Consider the following 18503-nt stretch of genomic DNA (forward strand, 5'->3'; position numbering starts at 1 on the left):
TACTTATCCCCTGATATTGCGCAAACGTATTACTGACTGATATTGGTAGTTTATCGATGGATGTTTAAACCAATGTGCAATAAGCGCCAATTTGATAAAAACCAGGCCATCTTTTGCGGGTAACCTTTCTGCTTGAAAGGAATCTACCCCTATTTCATTTGGATCAAACAGCCTTTCCCAGCCATTTTCCTGACAATTACCCGCCCCCCTTTTCCACTCGACTGATTTATTGTTAAGGCGATAGCCGAAGAATTCCGATTCACTGTGTTCTGGCGGCTCCCATTGGCTATTGATGTTAAGATCGTATGCAATAATCAGACATGAATCCTCACTCTCATCACTTTTATTATCGATGAATATTGGCTTTCCATCACAATAATGCTGACAATATCCAGCACGGCGAATATCTTTTTCTATAATATGCAATGTTTGTTTAACGAAATAGCCTAAACGATATCTCTGATATAACTCCATTATTTGTTTAGTTAAAATAGGATAACTTTTAGCAATCGCTAGTAAAATAATACTACCAATAGCCATTGCTACAATAACTTCTAATAATGTCATTCCAGATTGATTTTTATGTTTCATTGTTACAATAAAGTATCGCTTATTTTAGTGAAAAAATATAATTAATCACAAGCTGGAATTTGGTTAAATTTATTATTACTACATGATCTTATCCTACCTCGCGAAGAAAAAATAATAGATATTTCACCTGCGGAATTCGCCAAAATAAAACTCGCAGGTATCATGGTGTTTCTTATTCCATGAAATTCTATCTGATCCTTGGTTGCTGAACTGATAATAACATCTTGATAGGGGGAACTTATTCCCTCAACATTTTCCAAATCACAATCAGCCAATACCGGATTAGAGAGCGCTATGCACCAGTCCTTTCCTATTTTCAACCACAACACGACTCTTTTATTCAGGTAATTTGCTAAAGATTGTTGTCTGGTTATAAATGTTAATATTTTTTGTGCTGATTCTTGTAATCTGGCTCTTTCCTGGTGATAGCCCCATTCCTGCACTCCCCATAAGGAAAATATTGAAACCAAAACAATAACAATCATCAATTCCAATAAAGAAAAACCTAATTGATTATCAATATTATAATGACCGATTACATTCATATTATTTACCATTGATAATTCCTTATTTCCTTTCGTAAGACATTCTATTTATTTCCAAAACAAAATAAACATAAATTTGAATTTTATGCGAGAGTGCATCAATAAAAAAATAACAACATATTATTGTTACATTTAAATTGCGTAGAGCTTCGCAAAAATCAAAGAGAATAGTTATTTTTATTTCTTATTATTGCCATACATTGTAAGATTATATGGCTATGAGGAAGAATCTCATGAACATAATAAAGAAAATATTGAATGCTTTACATGAGGATGTTATTACTATTAATTCATTCTATAAAGATAAATAATATCAGACTAGAAAATAATTAATTGAGAAGCTTGTTTTAAGTATAGAGATCAATAGTGGTATATTGATATTGGTGGTAATAATGTCCGGTTACTGGCCTTTATTGAGTTTTCAATGGAGCACTGTTACATTAAACACATCGTATCCCACACAGAATACGACAAGTTAACCGACTACTACCGGAGAAACAGAGAATGATAAATTTTGCAGTCGTTCAGGAACGAGCTCGCGCTCTGTTTTCAGAGATCCCTTGGCTGACCTACATCGATACCTCAGAACAGTACAAAGAAGCGCTGGATTTAATTGATGAGCTTTTCAAAGACTATGACAATAACAAAGGACTAATTGAGATTCTAGCTACAGCGATTAAACGCTATGAAGATACTGCTCCTGAATTTGCAGAATTTAACCAGGCTATTGAAAATATTCCTACGGGGATTGCAACCCTACGAGTTCTAATGGATCAATACGGTTTTACACCAGCCGACCTTAAAAACGAAATCGGAGAAGCTTCTCTGGTATCACAAATTCTGAGTGGAACAAAGTCACTGACAGTAACCCATATAAAAGCCCTGAGTAAACGTTTTAAGGTTTCTAGTGCAGTTTTTATCGATTAGCTTTATCTATTTCTACAACTGATTGAGTAAAAAAGATTTTTTAAGGTCTTTCATATTGCTGTCTTAGGTCGGGTTTAATGCCAATCCTACCCGGCTCTGAGACTAATGCACCATAAAGTGTTTTTACTGTCAGTGTATGATCAGTAGTTGATACAAGAGGGCAATTAAATCTTGGTTTGTGCTTGCGTATGCCAATATTTGAATTTCATCCCCGACTACATCATAAATGGCACGGAATTGCCGATCTTTGGAAAACCACTGGTGAAATTGTATTCCTTTATCCAGTAACATTGAGGAATAGCCGTATGCTAACGGGTTTTCCCCAATCAATCTCGATGATTCAATTAATCATCTATCACATTCCGATCCGTTTCCAATCCTATGGTGTTAACCTTGTAGTTCTCAATAATAGAAAATATTTGGTAGGCTGTTTTAGTAATTTTAGCTTTATATATCACGCCCGACGTTCCTTGAGCCTACGAAGTGCTTCTTCAAGTGTCATTTTTCTACCTTCTATAATGTCTTTCTTAGACAGCATGGCGATTTTAAGCAACGCTATGGCCTGCTGCTCTGCGTTTATATCAGCCTGATCTTTCTCACGTTCCAATTCAGATATCCCATTTTTCATGATAAACATCCTATGCTCCAAATACTCTGAGTTGCCAAGTAGATCTCTGCCTTTTTTCTCTACTTCTGCATGTCTGTGTTTATATCATCAAAATTAAAAGGGAAACAATTTACACTCAATAGTCTCCCTCCAAATTATTGCTAATAACCAAACAACTAAATAGCAACCGGTGCCTTTATTCCTGGGTGCGGGTCATAATCGACTATTTCAAAGTCATCAAATTTATAATCAAAAAGTGATTTCGGTTTACGCTTTATCACCAATTTTGGCAATGAACGCGGTTCACGACTGAGTTGTAATTTTGTCTGCTCCATATGGTTGCTATAAAGATGGGTGTCACCACCAGTCCAGACAAAATCGCCCACTTCCAGATCACACTGTTGAGCCATCATATGAACTAGCAATGCATAGCTCGCAATATTGAACGGTAAACCAAGGAATACGTCACAGGAACGCTGGTAAAGCTGACAGGAAAGTTTGCCATCCGCAACATAAAACTGGAAGAAAGCGTGACATGGCGCTAATGCCATTTTATCCAGTTCACCAACGTTCCAAGCAGAAACAATGATTCTACGTGAATCTGGATCGCTTTTAAGCTGCTCCAATACGGTTTTCAATTGGTCAATCTGGCGACCATCTGCGGTGCCCCATGCACGCCATTGTTTACCATATACCGGCCCCAAATCACCGTTTTTATCTGCCCATTCATCCCAAATAGTCACCCCATTTTCATGCAGATATTTAATATTGGTATCACCATTCAGGAACCAAAGAAGCTCATGAATAATTGAACGGATATGGCAACGTTTAGTTGTCACTAGCGGAAAACCATCCTGCAAATTGAAACGCATCTGATGCCCGAAAATCGAGAGTGTCCCCGTCCCAGTGCGGTCTGCTTTCGAAGTGCCCTCTGCAAGCACTCTTGTCATTAAATCCAGATACTGTTTCATTTTACCTCTTGTACCTTATTACCTTGGTGTTTGTATGCCCATATCATCATTAATATTCCCGCCAGGATCATTGGGATAGAAAGAATTTGTCCCATGCTGATCCCGTCGAATAAACCCAATTGCGCATCCGGTTGGCGGAAAAATTCGACTATTACCCGGAAAATACCGTAACCAATTAAGAATAAACCAGAAACACTGCCCATCGGCCGAGGTTTACGGATATATAAATTTAAAATAATGAACAGAACGATCCCTTCCAACGCCATTTCATAAAGCTGTGAAGGGTGACGTGGCAAAACACCATATTGTTCAAGTACCGATATCAATGAAGGGTCCGTTGCAGCCAGTGCAATATCTTCACCACGGGAGCTTGGGAACAACATCGCCCACGGCGTATCCAATGTGACACGTCCCCATAACTCGCCGTTAATAAAATTACCAATTCTCCCCATGCCTAAGCCAAAAGGGACTAACGGTGCAATGAAGTCAGCAACTTGTAAGAAATGGCGTTTCGTTCTGCGACCAAACCACCACATTGCACAGATAACCCCCATCAAACCACCGTGGAAAGACATTCCACCGTCCCAAACTTTAAACAAATAAAGTGGGTTATCGAGAAAAGCAGGGAAATTATAAAACAGTACGTAGCCCAGACGGCCACCAACAAATACGCCAACAAACCCTGCATAAAGCAAGTTCTCTACTTCGTTTTTTGCCCAGCCGCTATTGGGTTTTGCTGCCCTGCGTGTCGCAAGCCACATGGCGAATATAAACCCTACCAAGTACATGAAACCATACCAATGGAGGGCTATTGGACCTATTGAAAAAATGACCGGGTCAATATTAGGAAATGCCAGGTAGCTGTTACTCATCTTTCCCCACTTAATATTTAGCGTTAATGCCCTAAGGCAAGTGATTGAGAATCATAGCACAGGCCATTAAACGGATTAAATGCCGCCTCTGACCAAACCGCCAACCCCATGCTGCTCCATAAACGTTGCTGACAACTCCTTTATCCTTCGGCTGGTTTCAACTTGCAGTATCTCGGCCATTAATTTTTCAACCTGAGCCAACTCCAGATGACGTAATAAATATTTAATTCTTGGCACACTACAACCACTCATACTCAGGCTACGATAGCCAAGACCAATCAATAATAACGCCCCCATCGGAGTGCCTGCCATTTCACCACAAATACTGACCGTAAGACCTGCTCGTTGGCTATTTTCAAATACCAGTTTTAATGCCCGAATTACCGCTGGATGCAAGCAATCATAAAGAGAAGCGACGTGAGTATTATTCCGATCCACTGCCAATAGATATTGTGTTAAGTCATTGGTACCGATAGACACAAAATCGACTCTGTTTTTAAGTTGTGGCAACAGAAAAATCATCGAAGGAACCTCTATCATGACACCGATCTGAGGCATAGGTATTTGACGCGCCAGCATTTGCTCGACTTCCTCTTTCGCTCTGTCTAACAATCGCTTAGCTTCATCAATTTCTTCTACACTCGTCACCATTGGCAGCAGGATTTTCAGATTACCCGTATCAGCGTTAGCTCTGAGCATTGCCCTAAGCTGAATAAGAAAGATCTCCGGTTGATCCAGCGTCACCCGTATACCACGCCATCCCAAACAAGGGTTATCTTCGCTGAGCGGCATATAAGGCAGTTGTTTATCCGCACCGATATCAAGTGTACGTAGTACCACCGGTTTATCGGGAAATAATTGCAACATCTCATGATAACGCGCTTTTTGTTCATCTTCTGACGGGAAACCACAATGCAGCATAAAGGGTATTTCGGTGCGATAGAGTCCAACACCATCAATACTATTACTGATCTGTAACTCATATTTCAGGCTCAAACCCGCATTAAGCTGAACCAAAATGCGCTCACCACTTTTAAGCCGCGCTTCCTGATCAACATCTCCCTCAGCCAGTTTGCTAAGCGCTTTTTCTTCTTCGATAATCTGTCTATATTCCTGTGAAATCAGTGGCTCAGGTTCAATAAAAACTTCTCCACGGAAACCATCAAGAACCAGCATACGATTGTGCAGGAGTTCCGGCTGGATATCTGCCCCCATAATGGCCGGAATACCCATTGCTCGAACTAATATGGCCGAATGTGAATGGGTAGCGCCATCACGAACAATAACCCCGGCTAATCTTTCCTGCGGCATTTCTGCCAATAGGTTGGCACTCAGTTCATCTGCAACCAGAATAAACCATTCAGGCCACTGATGGCTGGCAGTCAGTGAATCATCAAGATGAAATAATAATCGCTGCCCAAGCGCCCGTAGATCCGATGCCCTTTCCCGCATATAAGCATCCTGCAAACTGGCAAATTGTTCTGCGTATTTCTCAATAACTTGTTTAACCGCCCATTGCGCCACAGATCCCTGTTCAACGCAGGAGAACAGATCTTGTTTCAACTGAGGATCATTCAAAAGGTAGGAATAAAGATTAAAAATCGCGGCACTCTCTTTTTGAGAGCCTGCGGTAAAACGTTTACTGAGCCGACGGCATTCTGCTGTTGCATCTTCAAGCGCCTGAATTAAACGAGAACGTTCTGCTGCATGATCAAGGGTTGAAGCTTCAAAAATTTGATCAAGCGAGGGTTGGGAACAATCTTGCCATCCCTGAGCCATCACGATGCCATTGGAAATTGCCAACGCTTTAATTCTGGTTTGCCGATACTGACCAAACAAACCCTTAGTCTGAGCTTGAGCAAGGATCACCGCCAGTTGTGTCGCAAGCGTCACCATAAAGGACTCTTCGGTTTCACTAAACAAGCGTTGTTCCTGCTGCTGAACGACTAAAACACCTTGCAACTGGCGACGATAGACCACCGGAACGCCCAAAAAAGCGCGAAAGCTATCCTCTTTAACTTGAGGCAAATATTTGAAACTTGGATGGCTGCGGATATCAGCCAGATTAATCAGTTCAGACAATTGACCAACTTGTCCGACAACTCCCTCGCCAAAAGCCAAACTGACAGCCCTTCCCCGGGGTTTCCTCAACCCTCGGGTTGCCATCAGGTAATAACACCGCCGTTGATGATCAGCAAGATAGATAGAACAGACATCCGTATTCATCGCCAGACAGGTCTCGTTCACCAATAGCTCAAGCGCTTCGGCCAGATTAGTCGCCATAGCAACTTTTTCAACAATTTCCCGTAAGCGCATGAGCATAGAACTCACCTAACTTCTTTTGCGACGATAAGAATACGAAGAACGTGGCAGAGATGAGCTTTCCTGTATTGGCATTACAACCGAAGCAAATTCTTTCATCACGCGCCGATAAACATCACGCTTAAAAGAGACAACCTGCCGGACAGGATACCAATAGCTGACCCAACGCCAGCCATCAAACTCCGGGGTATTACTGTGCTGCACATTAATATCTTCTTCACTACAGAGCAGTTGTAGCAAAAACCACCGCTGTTTTTGACCAATACAGACAGGTCGTGTATCCCAACGCACCAAACGCTTGGGTAATTTGTAACGCAACCAATTACGCGTAGAGGCCAGAACGCGTACATCTTTCCGACCTAAACCCACTTCTTCATACAGTTCCCGGTACATAGCCTGTTCTGGTGATTCCCCCGGATTAATGCCCCCTTGAGGAAATTGCCAGGAATGTTGCCCATAACGCCGGGCCCACAAAACCTGGCCTTGCCGATTACAAATTACAATTCCTACATTCGGGCGGTAGCCATCATCATCGATCACCAGACTACCTCGATAAACTAAATTTGAAAGATGACTAATTGTTTCACACTACCCTCAAGTGGTAAACCTCTATCATTGGACTTTGCAGTCGCTAGCTAAATCTCTACAATAGCGCCATCTCAACGGGGTGCTGGCTGTTTAAAACAGCCTTGCTGAGAGTAAACCCGCCGAACCTGATCCGGCTAAATACCGGCGTAGGGATTTGAGCTGCTAACTATTTCACAGACATTATCTTGCCGTTTAGCGCTTCCTCAAATCCTTTGCCAATCCTCATTAATGTAAGGAGAGCAAAGTGTTTAAGACGTTATTTTCCAAATTAATCGTACTGACGGCCCTATCAGCTTCTATGTTGCTATTGAGTCAGGTTGTACAGGCCAAGCCGGTATTAACAATCTATACCTATGATTCTTTTGCCGCAGAATGGGGACCCGGACCCGCAATTAAAAAAGCGTTTGAGACTGAATGTGATTGTGAACTGAAATTGATTGCTCTGGAAGATGGCGTTTCTTTGCTCAATCGCCTAAGAATGGAAGGTAAACGTACTGCTGCGGATATTATTCTTGGATTGGATAACAACTTAATTCAAGCGGCTCAACAAACGGGGCTGTTCACTGAAAGTCAAGTGAATATCAGCAAGCTGTCACTGCCGGTATCATGGCACAACCAGATATTCATTCCTTATGACTATGGCTATTTTGCCTTCATTTATAACAAAAAGAGTTTACCAAACCCGCCAAAAAGCATGGATGAGCTGATCAATAGCCACAATAACTGGAAAGTGATCTATCAAGATCCTCGCACCAGCACACCGGGGCAAGGTCTGCTGTTATGGATGCAAAAGATTTATGGTGATGATGCCCCACAAGCCTGGCAAAAACTGGCAAAGAAAACACTGACTGTTACCAAAGGCTGGAGTGAAGCTTATGGCCTGTTCCTGAAAGGAGAAGGCGATCTGGTGCTGAGTTATACCTCTTCACCGGGCTACCACTTGTTATCTGAGAAGAAAGACGATTATGCTGCCGCTACCTTCAACGAAGGTCATTACCTGCAAATCGAAGTGGCTGCACAACTGGCTTCCAGCAAGCAGCCGGAGCTTGCCCAGAAATTTATGCAGTTTATGTTGACTCCAGCTTTCCAACAGGAGATTCCAACCACTAACTGGATGTATCCGGTCATTGATATTCCACTTCCAGAAGTATATTCACAGCTTTCAATACCTGAAAAATCACTGCAATATCCCGCAGAAGAAGTCGCAAAATACCGTAACCAATGGATTCGTGCATGGCAAAGCGCTGTCAGCCGCTGATAGCCGGATGGCTGTTGCCGGGGGCTCTTGCCTCCGGTCTTTTACTATTGGTCGCCTTACTAGCATTCGGTGCGCTTTGGTCTAATGCACCTGAACATAACTGGTCTTTACTGGCAGAAGATAGCTATCTGTGGCATGTAGTGGGTTTTACCTTCTGGCAGGCTTTTTTGTCGGCGCTGTTTTCTGTTATCCCGGCTATTTTTCTTTCCAGAGCACTCTATCGCCGCTATTTTCCAGGCCGAATCCTATTTCTTCGCCTATGTGCTATGACGCTGGTTTTGCCTGTATTAGTCGCTCTGTTCGGCATTCTGACGGTCTATGGCCGAGCCGGCTGGCTGGCTCAGTTCTGCGAATGGATCGGCATCAATTACCGTTTTACTCCTTATGGTTTATCAGGAATTTTGTTGGCGCATATCTTCTTTAATATGCCACTAGCAATACGGCTTTTACTGCAATCACTGGAAAACATCGCAGTGGAACAACGGCAATTAGCGGCGCAGCTAGGTATGAATGAATGGCAACATTTCCGTTTTGTTGAATGGCCTTATCTACGCCGCCAGATCCTACCCACTGGCGCACTGATTTTTATGCTCTGTTTCGCCAGTTTTGCTACTGTGCTAGCGTTAGGTGGCGGGCCCGCGGCAACAACTGTCGAATTGGCAATCTATCAGGCGTTAAGCTATGACTACGATCTCAACCGCGCCGCGTTACTGGCATTGATTCAGATTATCTGCTGCCTAGGCCTTGTGCTCCTCAGCCAGAAGCTTAATAGCGCTCTATCTGTCGGCTACAGCAATCAACAACAATGGCGTAATCCACAGGATACTTTGTTGAGAAAAATCTGCGACAGTCTGTTAATTACCGCAGCATTATTACTACTCGTGCCGCCATTATTGGCTGTTATCGTGGATGGCCTTAACAGCGGGCTGTTTAACGTATTGCGCCAGCCTGCATTGTGGCAGGCATTTATCACCTCTGTAATGATTGCTTTAGGCGCAGGGTTCCTGTGTATTTTATTCACTATGATGTTGCTGTGGAGCAGCCGTGAACTGTACCTGCGTTATTCCTCCCATTGGGGACAAGCAATGGAAATGAGTGGTTTGTTAATCCTCTCTATGCCTGGCATTGTATTGGCAACAGGGTTCTTTCTGTTACTCAACGATACCGTTGGTCTGCCCCGTTCACCCTATGGTCTGGTGATTTTAACCAACGCACTGATGGCAATTCCCTATGCACTGAAAGTTCTGGATAATCCAATGAAAGATCTGGCTGCCCGCTACAATCCACTGTGTCGCTCCCTGAATATTCAAGGTATTAACCGACTGCGCTGGATTGAACTAAAAGCACTGAAAGTTCCGCTGGCACAAGCGCTGGCCTTTGCTTGTGTCCTATCCATTGGAGATTTTGGCGTCGTAGCGCTGTTTGGTAATGAAGATTTCCGTACCCTGCCCTTCTATCTCTACCAGCAAATCGGGGCTTACCGTAGTCAGGATGGCGCGATCACTGCTTTATTGCTGTTATTGTTATGTTTTATGCTGTTTAGTTTACTTGAACGCTTACCGAGACCACGTAATGCTTAAACTTGAGAATCTGACTTACCGCTATGAACATCTGATGATGCGCTTTAACTTGCAGATTCAGGCCGGGGAACATATCGCAATACTGGGTCCCAGTGGCGCAGGTAAAAGTACGCTCCTGAACTTGATCGCCGGTTTTCAAACAGCAGAAAAAGGCTCCCTATGGCTGAATGGGGAAAATCATACCAGTACGCCACCAGCTCAACGCCCGGTATCCATGCTGTTTCAAGAAAATAATCTCTTCTCTCATTTGACAATTGAGCAGAATATTGGGCTAGGCTTACATCCCGGATTACGCCTTAATAGCACTCAGAAACAGACATTACAGCAAATAGTCTCTCAAGTTTCGTTGGAAGATTGTCTTAGCCGTCTACCAGCTCAACTTTCTGGTGGACAACGGCAGCGGGCAGCATTAGCCCGTTGTCTGGTTCGTCAGCAACCAATCTTATTACTTGACGAGCCTTTTTCTGCCCTAGATCCGGCACTGCGTAATGAAATGCTGGTATTGCTGGAACAAGTTTGCCATGAACGTCAGCTTACATTACTGATGGTTTCCCATAATCTGGATGATGCCGCTCGTATAGCTGACCGTGCTTTATTAATTGTTGATGGCAATATTCATTATGACGGATCAACAAACGCGTTGATTGCCGGTACTGTTTCTGAGGCGGCTATTTTGGGTAGGAAGGTTGACTCTCATTAGGCGTTATTAACTCCATCGCTATTAGAATAAATAGGAATAGGATATGGCTTGGTATTTCGATTATTTCCTTCTGTGACTAAGGTCTATATTTTAAAAATAAAATTGGATGGTATAAATCTTTTTTGTTATAAGTATTTTTTATGTGTTAATTTTTCATAAAGGATTTAATAATGTCTAATTTGATTTATGCGACCATAAAAGGAAAGAACCAAGGGTTAATTTCAGCAGGCTGTTCTACTTTTGATTCTATTGGTAATAAATATCAAGAGAACCACAGGGATCAAATATTAGTTTACTCCGCTACACATTCTTTAACTCGCGTACAGCATGTAAGTCATCATCCTTTTAATATCATAAAACCTATCGATAAATCCTCTCCTTTACTTGGATTAGCAATTTCAAACAATGAAGAACTTCATATCCTGCTAGATTTTTACAGAACTTCATCAGAAGGTGCTCAAGAAAAGTTTTATTCAATAGAATTAACAAAAGCAAAAATAAATGCTTTTAATATTAATTACCCTCACTCTTTAACCCATGCAGAGAATCAACCAGAAGAGAGTATCTCTGTCATTTATCAAAATATAACTTGGAGTCACCACATTGCGGGTACTTCTGCTTATAGTATCAGAGATGATGAGGTTTATTAAAAATGAATAAATTACGTAACAGGGTATTAAGTAATAATTTCTGTACATATGACCCAAGTTCCAGGCCATCTTTTAGGCGATGGGATGAAATAGATGCTTCAATTTACCTTCTTAATCAATTTATTCCAGGCTCAGTAAATTATCTGGATGGTTATAAAGATGCATATGTGAAATATAACAGAAACCTAATTTTAAAATATGCCCATATAGAACAAATCCCATCAAATCTTTTAGCTGGTGTTGCCAGAATAGAAGCGGGCGGTAAACCAGATATGTGGAAGTTAAACACTATTGCAATGAGGCAATGGCGTGAACAGGCTTTTAATCTTGATAAAACTCGCTCAAAAGGCTCAAATGAAACTTCTACGGGTATAGTTGCAATACAGATAAGACATGTAGCAGATATGATGGGTTTCGACTCAAATACATTAACAACAACAGACCAGTTAGAAATTGCAACTTGCCTTCAAATTGATGAATTTAATATTAAAATGGTTGCTCGTCATTTAAGAGATTTAATTCTCTATGATTATCCTAATGCAAATACCAAGAACTTAACAAAAGAACAATATATCATGGCTGGTTCTAGATATAACCGTGGTATAACAAGAGAAAAGGGAGATTTCATAAGAATAATGAACACTCCTCCTGAATTAAGCACTACTGATGAAAAAAAATGGATTTCTTACGGAGTAAGTATATATAAGCGGCTAGATTATTTAGATAATTTACTTAAAGGATAAAAAATGAAAATATCAGATATATTTACATTTTTTATGTTAAGTTTTTTATCCTTTGGATTAATTAACTCATTCGCTTTTCCTAGGGTTACAGACTTTTTTGACTTCAACTCAATTGATTGTGATATATGGCAATATGAAGATGGAGGTATTGATATAATCACTTCCATATTTATATTAATCCCACTTAGTCCTTTTTATATAGCCTGTTTTTACAAGTCATATGCTTTATTTAAAAACAATAAAATTAGATCAATAAGCTATTTTGTTTTTGCCTCCATTTTTATTCTTTATTGGTTCTATACTTACTACGCTAGATTTATGCTTTATTGCTAGACGGGATAAGCGTAATTATGTCTAACCTAGCGGTTTTATAAGTTTAACCCGCCTTTTAACTTTATTATAACCCCCATAAATAACTTAAACTTACAAGAACAAAAATAATATCTATACTCTATGGATTTCAAGATGCATCGCGACGGCAAGTGAACGAATCCCCAGGAGCATAGATAACGATTGACTGGGGTGAGTGAGTGCAGCCAACAAAGAGGCAACTTGAAAGATAACGGGTATACATCACATCACGATATAGCGAGTTCAAACAACTGTACAAATAACCATTATCCAATGCTATAATTGTGGTTATTTTCAACAAATATAAGCGCCAGCCTCTATGATGCAACAGAATCCTACCGAACAAGGTTTTATACTGACACGTCACTGGCGTGATACTCCCGCAGGTATTGAGGTGAAATACTGGCTGGTGACAGATCAGGGGCCACGTCATATAAAAATTCTTCACCAACAAGCTGTTGCTTTTATCCCGCAAGCCAATATGCCGCGGGTGGAAAAAATTCTGGCGCAAGAGCGCAACTACCATCTCCGCCCACTTCCATTAAAGGATTTTAATCGTCAACCTGTCGCAGCGCTTTATTGCCAGCAATATCGGCAGTTACAACGGATTGAGAAAGTACTACAGCAACAGGAAATTCAGGTTTATGAAGCAGATATCCGTCCACCAGACAGATTTATGATGGAACGTTTTATCACTGCCCCCATCTGGTTCAGTCAGGCGCCTAATGGCAGCTATCAAATGAAACCCAACCCGACTTATCGCCCAACATTGAAATGGGTATCCCTGGATATTGAAACCAGCCAGCATGGAGAACTTTATTCCATTGGATTAGCAGGATGTGATCAGCAAAAAGTATTTATGCTTGGCCCTGCTAACGGTAATGAACACCCGGTAAATTTCGATTTGGAATATGTAGCAAGTCGTCCGCAAATGCTGGAAAGACTCAACGAGTGGCTGGAAAAATATGACCCTGACGCCATTATTGGCTGGAACCTGATTCAGTTCGATCTACGAATTTTACAAAAACATGCTGAACGCTACGGTGTCCCGCTGAAATTTGGACGTGCCGGAGGGTTACTGGAATGGCGAGAGCACGGCTTTAAACCGGGGCACTTTTTCGCTTCCACCGCCGGCCGGTTGATTATTGATGGTATTGAAGCACTGAAAACCGCTACCTGGAATTTTCCTTCTTTTAGTCTGGAATATGTAGCACAGGAACTATTAGGCGAAGGTAAAGCCATTGATACACCCTATCAGCGCATGGATGAGATTGACCGCCGTTTCCAGCAGGATAAACCCGCTCTAGCGCGATACAATCTGCAAGACTGTATTCTGGTAAACCGAATTTTCGATAAAACCCACTTAATGGAATTCTTGCTAGAAAGAGCAACAGTTACCGGTCTCGCGGTAGATCGCAGTGGCGGTTCAGTAACGGCTTTTACCCATCTTTATATGCCAAGAATGCACCGTATCGGCTATGTTGCACCCAATCTAGGCGTAAGATCAGGAGAGAATAGCCCTGGCGGTTTCGTGATGGATTCTCTTCCCGGTTTGTATGATTCAGTTCTGGTACTGGATTATAAGAGCCTATATCCCGCCATTATCCGCACTTTTCTTATCGATCCTGTCGGCATGGCGGAAGGGCTAGCACAACCGGATAATGAACATGCAGTTCCCGGTTTTTGTAATGCCGTCTTTTCCCGTACTCAACACTGTCTGCCCGATATTGTGACGCAAATCTGGCACGAACGAGACGAAGCAAAAAAACAGCATAATGCCCCATTGTCACAGGCATTGAAGATTATCATGAACGCTTTCTACGGTGTTCTTGGAGCAGAAGGCTGCCGTTTCTTTGACCCGCGCTTAACGTCTTCCATTACTATGCGCGGCCATGAAATTATGCTCCAAACCAGAAAACTGATTGAATCCCAAGGCTATCAAGTTATCTACGGAGACACCGATTCCATCTTTATATGCCTAAAACAGGCACACACAGAAGAAGTTGCCCTTAGCATCGGTAAAGAATTGGCGCAGTCAGTTAACCAATGGTGGCAAAAGCATCTGCAAGAACATTTTGGACTCAAAAGCGCCCTTGAGTTGGAATTTGAAACTCACTATCGCCGTTTTCTGATGCCAACCATCCGTGGCGCTGAACAAGGCAGCAAAAAACGTTATGCCGGCCTGAGTGGTGATCGTATGGTCTATAAAGGTCTGGAAACAGTACGCACTGACTGGACACCTCTGGCGCAGGATTTCCAGAAGCAATTGTATTCACTGATTTTTCATAATAAACCTTATCAAGAATTTATCCGCCGCTATATTACCAGTACCCTGGAAGGAAAATTTGATGATAAACTAACCTACCGTAAAAGATTAGGCCGTAAACTGTCTGACTATCAGCACAATGTACCGCCACATGTAAGGGCAGCAAGGCTAGCAGATGAATATAATCTGCAACATAACCGGCCTTTGCAGTATCAAAATGGTGGCTGGATAAGCTATGTCATGACACAATCCGGGCCAGAACCGCTGGAAAATCTGCATTCATCACCGGACTATGATCACTATATCAATAAGCAGCTTCAGCCCATCGCTGATGCTATTCTGCCGTTTTTACAGGATGATTTTACAACTTTACTCACCGGACAGATGGTAATGCCTTTTGGTTGATGACTATTTTTTGCAGGTGACGACTGGCTTTGCTTCCATTAACATATCGCCCCTTTGACGAGTGATAAGGGAATTAACGGGGTGTTTTGCTGTCTGCCCACTATCTCCGTTAGACCAAATAAAAAGCTGTCGTCCTCCACCTATGAATAACATTATCTAACAGAAACTGAGTTAAAATTTATGCCATTTACCCTCGGTCAACGCTGGATCAGCGATACAGAAAGCGAACTTGGATTAGGAACCGTTGTTGCACTGGACGCACGAATGGTCACTTTGCTCTTTCCTGCCAGCGGCGAAAACCGCCTCTATGCACGCAATGACTCTCCTATTACCCGTGTTATGTTTAACTCGGGGGATGTTGTCACCAGCCATGAAGGCTGGCAACTCAAAGTGGATGAAGTCCAACACGAAAATGGCCTGCTGATTTATACAGGCACACGACTTGATACTCTGGAAGAAAATATCAGTCTGCGCGAAGTGCTCCTTGACAGTAAACTTACCTTCAACAAACCACAGGATCGTCTATTTGCTGGTCAAATTGACCGCATGGACCGTTTTGCCTTGCGTTTTCGCGCCCGTAAATATCAAAGCGAACAATTTAAACTGGCTGAAAGCGGTTTGCGGGGTATCCGTGCAAGCCTGATCCCTCATCAACTTCATATCGCTAATGAAGTCGGCAAACGCTACGCGCCAAGGGTTCTGTTGGCTGATGAAGTCGGTTTGGGTAAAACTATCGAAGCCGGGATGATCATCCACCAGCAATTGCTGGCCGGTCGTGCTGAACGTGTTCTGGTGATTGTGCCAGAGAGCCTTCAACATCAATGGCTGGTAGAAATGCTACGCCGTTTCAATCTGCGCTTTGCCCTGTTTGACGATAGCCGCTATACCGAAGCACGACACGATAGTGATAATCCATTTGAAACAGAACAATTGGTGCTCTGTTCACTGGATTTTGTCCGCCGCAATAAACAACGTTTTGAGCATATGCTTGAAGCCAACTGGGATCTGATGGTGGTGGATGAAGCTCACCATTTGGCCTGGAGCGAGGATACGCCTAGCCGTGAATATCAGGTTGTAGAACAGTTATCTGAACAAATCCCCAGCGTATTGCTATTGACTGCAACACCAGAACAGCTAGGGCAGGAAAGCCATTTTGCCCGTCTACGCCTACTTGATCCAAACCGTTTCCACGATTATCAAGCTTTTATTGACGAACAACAAAAATACCGTCCAGTTGCCGATGCTGTCACACTGCTGTTATCCGGGGAACAACTCAATAATAATCAATTAAACCTAATGGGTGAGTTGATTAGTGAGCAGGATATTGAGCCTCTGCTGAAAGCCGCCAATAGTAATAGTGATGAAAGTGAAACTGCACGCCGTGAACTCATTTCCATGTTGATGGATCGTCACGGCACCAGCCGTATTCTGTTCCGTAATACCCGTAATGGCGTGAAAGGCTTCCCCCATCGGGAACTGCACCAGATAAAGTTGCCTCTGCCATCCCAATATCAGACCGCTATTAAAGTCTCCGATATTATGGGCGCTAAAAAATCGCTGGAAGCACGCGCATGGGATATGCTCTACCCAGAACAAATTTATCAAGAATTTGAAGGCGAAAATGCTACCTGGTGGCACTTTGATCCCCGCGTAGAGTGGCTACTTGGTTTTCTAATGGCGAATCGTCATGAAAAAGTGCTGGTAATTTGTGCGAAAGCAACCACTGCTCTGCAATTGGAACAGGTACTACGTGAGCGCGAAGGGATTCGTGGCGCTGTTTTCCATGAAGGTCTATCACTGGTTGAACGTGATCGCGCCGCAGCCTATTTTGCTTCCGAAGAAGAAGGGGCTCAGGTATTACTGTGCTCAGAAATTGGCTCAGAAGGTCGCAACTTCCAGTTCGCCAATCAATTGGTGATGTTCGATTTGCCATTCAATCCGGATTTATTGGAACAGCGCATCGGACGTCTGGATCGTATCGGCCAAAGCCGTGATATCCAGATCAGTGTGCCTTATCTGAAAAATACCGCCCAAGCAGTCCTGATTCGTTGGTATCACGAAGGTCTGGATGCATTCGAGCATACCTGTCCAACCGGTCGTACTATTTACGATCACTATTATGAAACTCTGCTGAACTATCTTGCTAAACCCAATAGCCAGGAAAAATTTGGTGAATTTATTGATCAATGTCGCCAACAACATGAGCAACTCAAACAGCAACTGGAGCAAGGCCGTGACCGACTGCTGGAAATGAATTCTAATGGCGGCGAGCATGGTTTGCGGCTGGCAGAAAAAATTTCAGAGTATGACAATGATACTGATTTAGTGAACTTCTCTCTCAACTTATTTGATATCGTTGGTATCAATCAGGAAGATCGCAATGACAACATGATAGTGCTGACACCATCCGATCATATGCTGGTCCCTGATTTCCCTGGGTTACCAAAAGATGGTTGTACTATCACCTTTAATCGTGAACAGTCACTGTCCCGTGAAGATGCCCAGTTTATCAGTTGGGAGCACCCCATTATCCGTAATGGGTTGGATCTTATCCTTTCCGGCGATACGGGTAGCTGTGCAGTATCCCTTTTGAAAAATAAAGCATTACCTGTCGGAACCCTGCTGGTGGAACTGATCTATGTCGTTGAAGCTCAAGCCCCGAAACACCTGCAATTGACCCGTTTCCTTCCACCAACGCCATTGCGGATACTGATGGATCTGAAAGGCAATAATCTGGCTGGTCAGGTGGAGTTTGAAAGCTTTAACCGCCAACTTAATGCAGTGAATCGTCATACTGCAAGTAAACTGGTCAATGCGGTACAAAAAGAAGTCCACGCTATTTTGCAACAGGCCGAAGGTTTAGTAGAAACTCAAGCTCAATCATTGATTGAACAAGCGAAACAGCAAGCAGATGAAAATCTCACTGCTGAACTTTCCCGTTTGGAAGCATTGAAGGCCGTTAATCCAAATATTCGTGATGATGAATTGGAAGCCATTGAATCCAATCGCCAACAGTTACTGCTTAACTTAAATCAGGCAGGCTGGCGTCTGGATGCTATTCGCCTTGTTGTCGTTACGCATCAGTAAATATTAGCAATACCCGGAGGCTGAACCGGGATGGGGTAAA

At 42.7% G+C, this 18503-nt stretch carries 16 protein-coding genes and 1 riboswitch; of the genes, 9 read left to right on the top strand and 7 right to left on the bottom strand.

Features of this window, described 5'->3' with window-relative positions; all coding sequences use genetic code 11:
• Positions 1–3 precede the first annotated feature (3 nt).
• Positions 4–591, bottom strand: a complete 588-nt coding sequence (locus tag OO184_RS07810) for a prepilin peptidase-dependent protein (RefSeq protein ID WP_265378685.1) — start codon at positions 589–591, stop codon at positions 4–6.
• Positions 592–632: 41 nt separating this feature from the next.
• Positions 633–1148 (bottom strand): prepilin peptidase-dependent protein, encoded by a 516-nt coding sequence (locus OO184_RS07815; RefSeq protein WP_265378686.1) that lies wholly within the window; start codon positions 1146–1148, stop codon positions 633–635.
• A gap of 367 nt (positions 1149–1515) precedes the next feature.
• On the opposite strand from OO184_RS07815, the gene OO184_RS07820 reads away from it, so the two are divergent.
• Both OO184_RS07820 and OO184_RS07825 read left to right on the top strand, forming a co-directional pair.
• Positions 1516–1644 carry a type II toxin-antitoxin system HigB family toxin gene (locus OO184_RS07820; RefSeq protein ID WP_265378715.1) on the top strand — a complete coding sequence of 43 codons (129 nt, stop codon included), beginning with the start codon at positions 1516–1518 and terminating at the stop codon, positions 1642–1644.
• Positions 1641–2063: a helix-turn-helix domain-containing protein gene (locus OO184_RS07825; protein ID WP_265378687.1), complete on the top strand. Its 423-nt coding sequence runs from the start codon at positions 1641–1643 to the stop codon at positions 2061–2063. Before OO184_RS07820 ends, OO184_RS07825 begins: the two co-directional genes overlap by 4 nt.
• Before the next feature lie 454 nt (positions 2064–2517).
• On the opposite strand, the gene OO184_RS07830 is transcribed toward OO184_RS07825, so the two are convergent.
• The 5 genes from OO184_RS07830 to rppH form a co-directional block, all read right to left on the bottom strand.
• On the bottom strand, positions 2518–2700 hold the full coding sequence (locus OO184_RS07830) for a hypothetical protein (protein ID WP_244161578.1): 183 nt from the start codon (positions 2698–2700) through the stop codon (positions 2518–2520).
• A gap of 146 nt (positions 2701–2846) precedes the next feature.
• Positions 2847–3641 carry a thymidylate synthase gene (gene thyA, locus OO184_RS07835; RefSeq protein WP_265378688.1) on the bottom strand — a complete coding sequence of 265 codons (795 nt, stop codon included), beginning with the start codon at positions 3639–3641 and terminating at the stop codon, positions 2847–2849.
• Entirely contained in the window at positions 3638–4513 is an 876-nt protein-coding gene (gene lgt / locus OO184_RS07840) for a prolipoprotein diacylglyceryl transferase (RefSeq protein WP_265378689.1), read from the bottom strand. The genes thyA and lgt overlap by 4 nt, the downstream gene beginning before the upstream one ends.
• A 75-nt stretch (positions 4514–4588) precedes the next feature.
• Complete coding sequence (gene ptsP, locus OO184_RS07845) at positions 4589–6835, bottom strand: phosphoenolpyruvate--protein phosphotransferase (protein ID WP_265378690.1); 2247 nt, start codon at positions 6833–6835, stop codon at positions 4589–4591.
• A gap of 9 nt (positions 6836–6844) precedes the next feature.
• The gene (gene rppH, locus OO184_RS07850; RefSeq protein WP_265378691.1) at positions 6845–7375 is read right to left on the bottom strand and encodes an RNA pyrophosphohydrolase; all 531 of its coding nucleotides are present in this window, start codon (positions 7373–7375) and stop codon (positions 6845–6847) included.
• Positions 7376–7488: 113 nt separating this feature from the next.
• Positions 7489–7594, top strand: a riboswitch (TPP riboswitch).
• Between the two features lie 73 nt (positions 7595–7667).
• On the opposite strand from rppH, the gene thiB reads away from it, so the two are divergent.
• The 7 genes from thiB (at position 7668) to rapA (ending at position 18463) form a co-directional block, all read left to right on the top strand.
• Positions 7668–8681 carry a thiamine ABC transporter substrate binding subunit gene (gene thiB, locus OO184_RS07855; RefSeq protein ID WP_265378692.1) on the top strand — a complete coding sequence of 338 codons (1014 nt, stop codon included), beginning with the start codon at positions 7668–7670 and terminating at the stop codon, positions 8679–8681.
• Complete coding sequence (thiP, locus tag OO184_RS07860; RefSeq protein ID WP_265378693.1) at positions 8657–10261, top strand: thiamine/thiamine pyrophosphate ABC transporter permease ThiP; 1605 nt, start codon at positions 8657–8659, stop codon at positions 10259–10261. The genes thiB and thiP overlap by 25 nt, the downstream gene beginning before the upstream one ends.
• Positions 10254–10961 carry a thiamine ABC transporter ATP-binding protein ThiQ gene (thiQ, locus tag OO184_RS07865; protein WP_265378694.1) on the top strand — a complete coding sequence of 236 codons (708 nt, stop codon included), beginning with the start codon at positions 10254–10256 and terminating at the stop codon, positions 10959–10961. The genes thiP and thiQ overlap by 8 nt, the downstream gene beginning before the upstream one ends.
• 170 nt (positions 10962–11131) lie before the next feature.
• On the top strand, positions 11132–11611 hold the full coding sequence (locus OO184_RS07870; RefSeq protein WP_088373893.1) for an Hcp family type VI secretion system effector: 480 nt from the start codon (positions 11132–11134) through the stop codon (positions 11609–11611).
• Between the two features lie 2 nt (positions 11612–11613).
• A complete protein-coding gene (locus tag OO184_RS07875; RefSeq protein ID WP_265378695.1) occupies positions 11614–12354 on the top strand; it encodes a hypothetical protein in 741 nt (246 codons plus the stop codon).
• 673 nt (positions 12355–13027) lie between these two features.
• Positions 13028–15376 (top strand): DNA polymerase II, encoded by a 2349-nt coding sequence (locus OO184_RS07880; RefSeq protein ID WP_265378716.1) that lies wholly within the window; start codon positions 13028–13030, stop codon positions 15374–15376.
• Between the two features lie 180 nt (positions 15377–15556).
• Entirely contained in the window at positions 15557–18463 is a 2907-nt protein-coding gene (gene rapA, locus OO184_RS07885) for an RNA polymerase-associated protein RapA (protein WP_265378696.1), read from the top strand.
• Positions 18464–18503: the final 40 nt, after the last annotated feature.

Source organism: Photorhabdus aballayi (assembly GCF_026153155.1).
GTDB classification, from domain to species: domain Bacteria; phylum Pseudomonadota; class Gammaproteobacteria; order Enterobacterales; family Enterobacteriaceae; genus Photorhabdus; species Photorhabdus luminescens.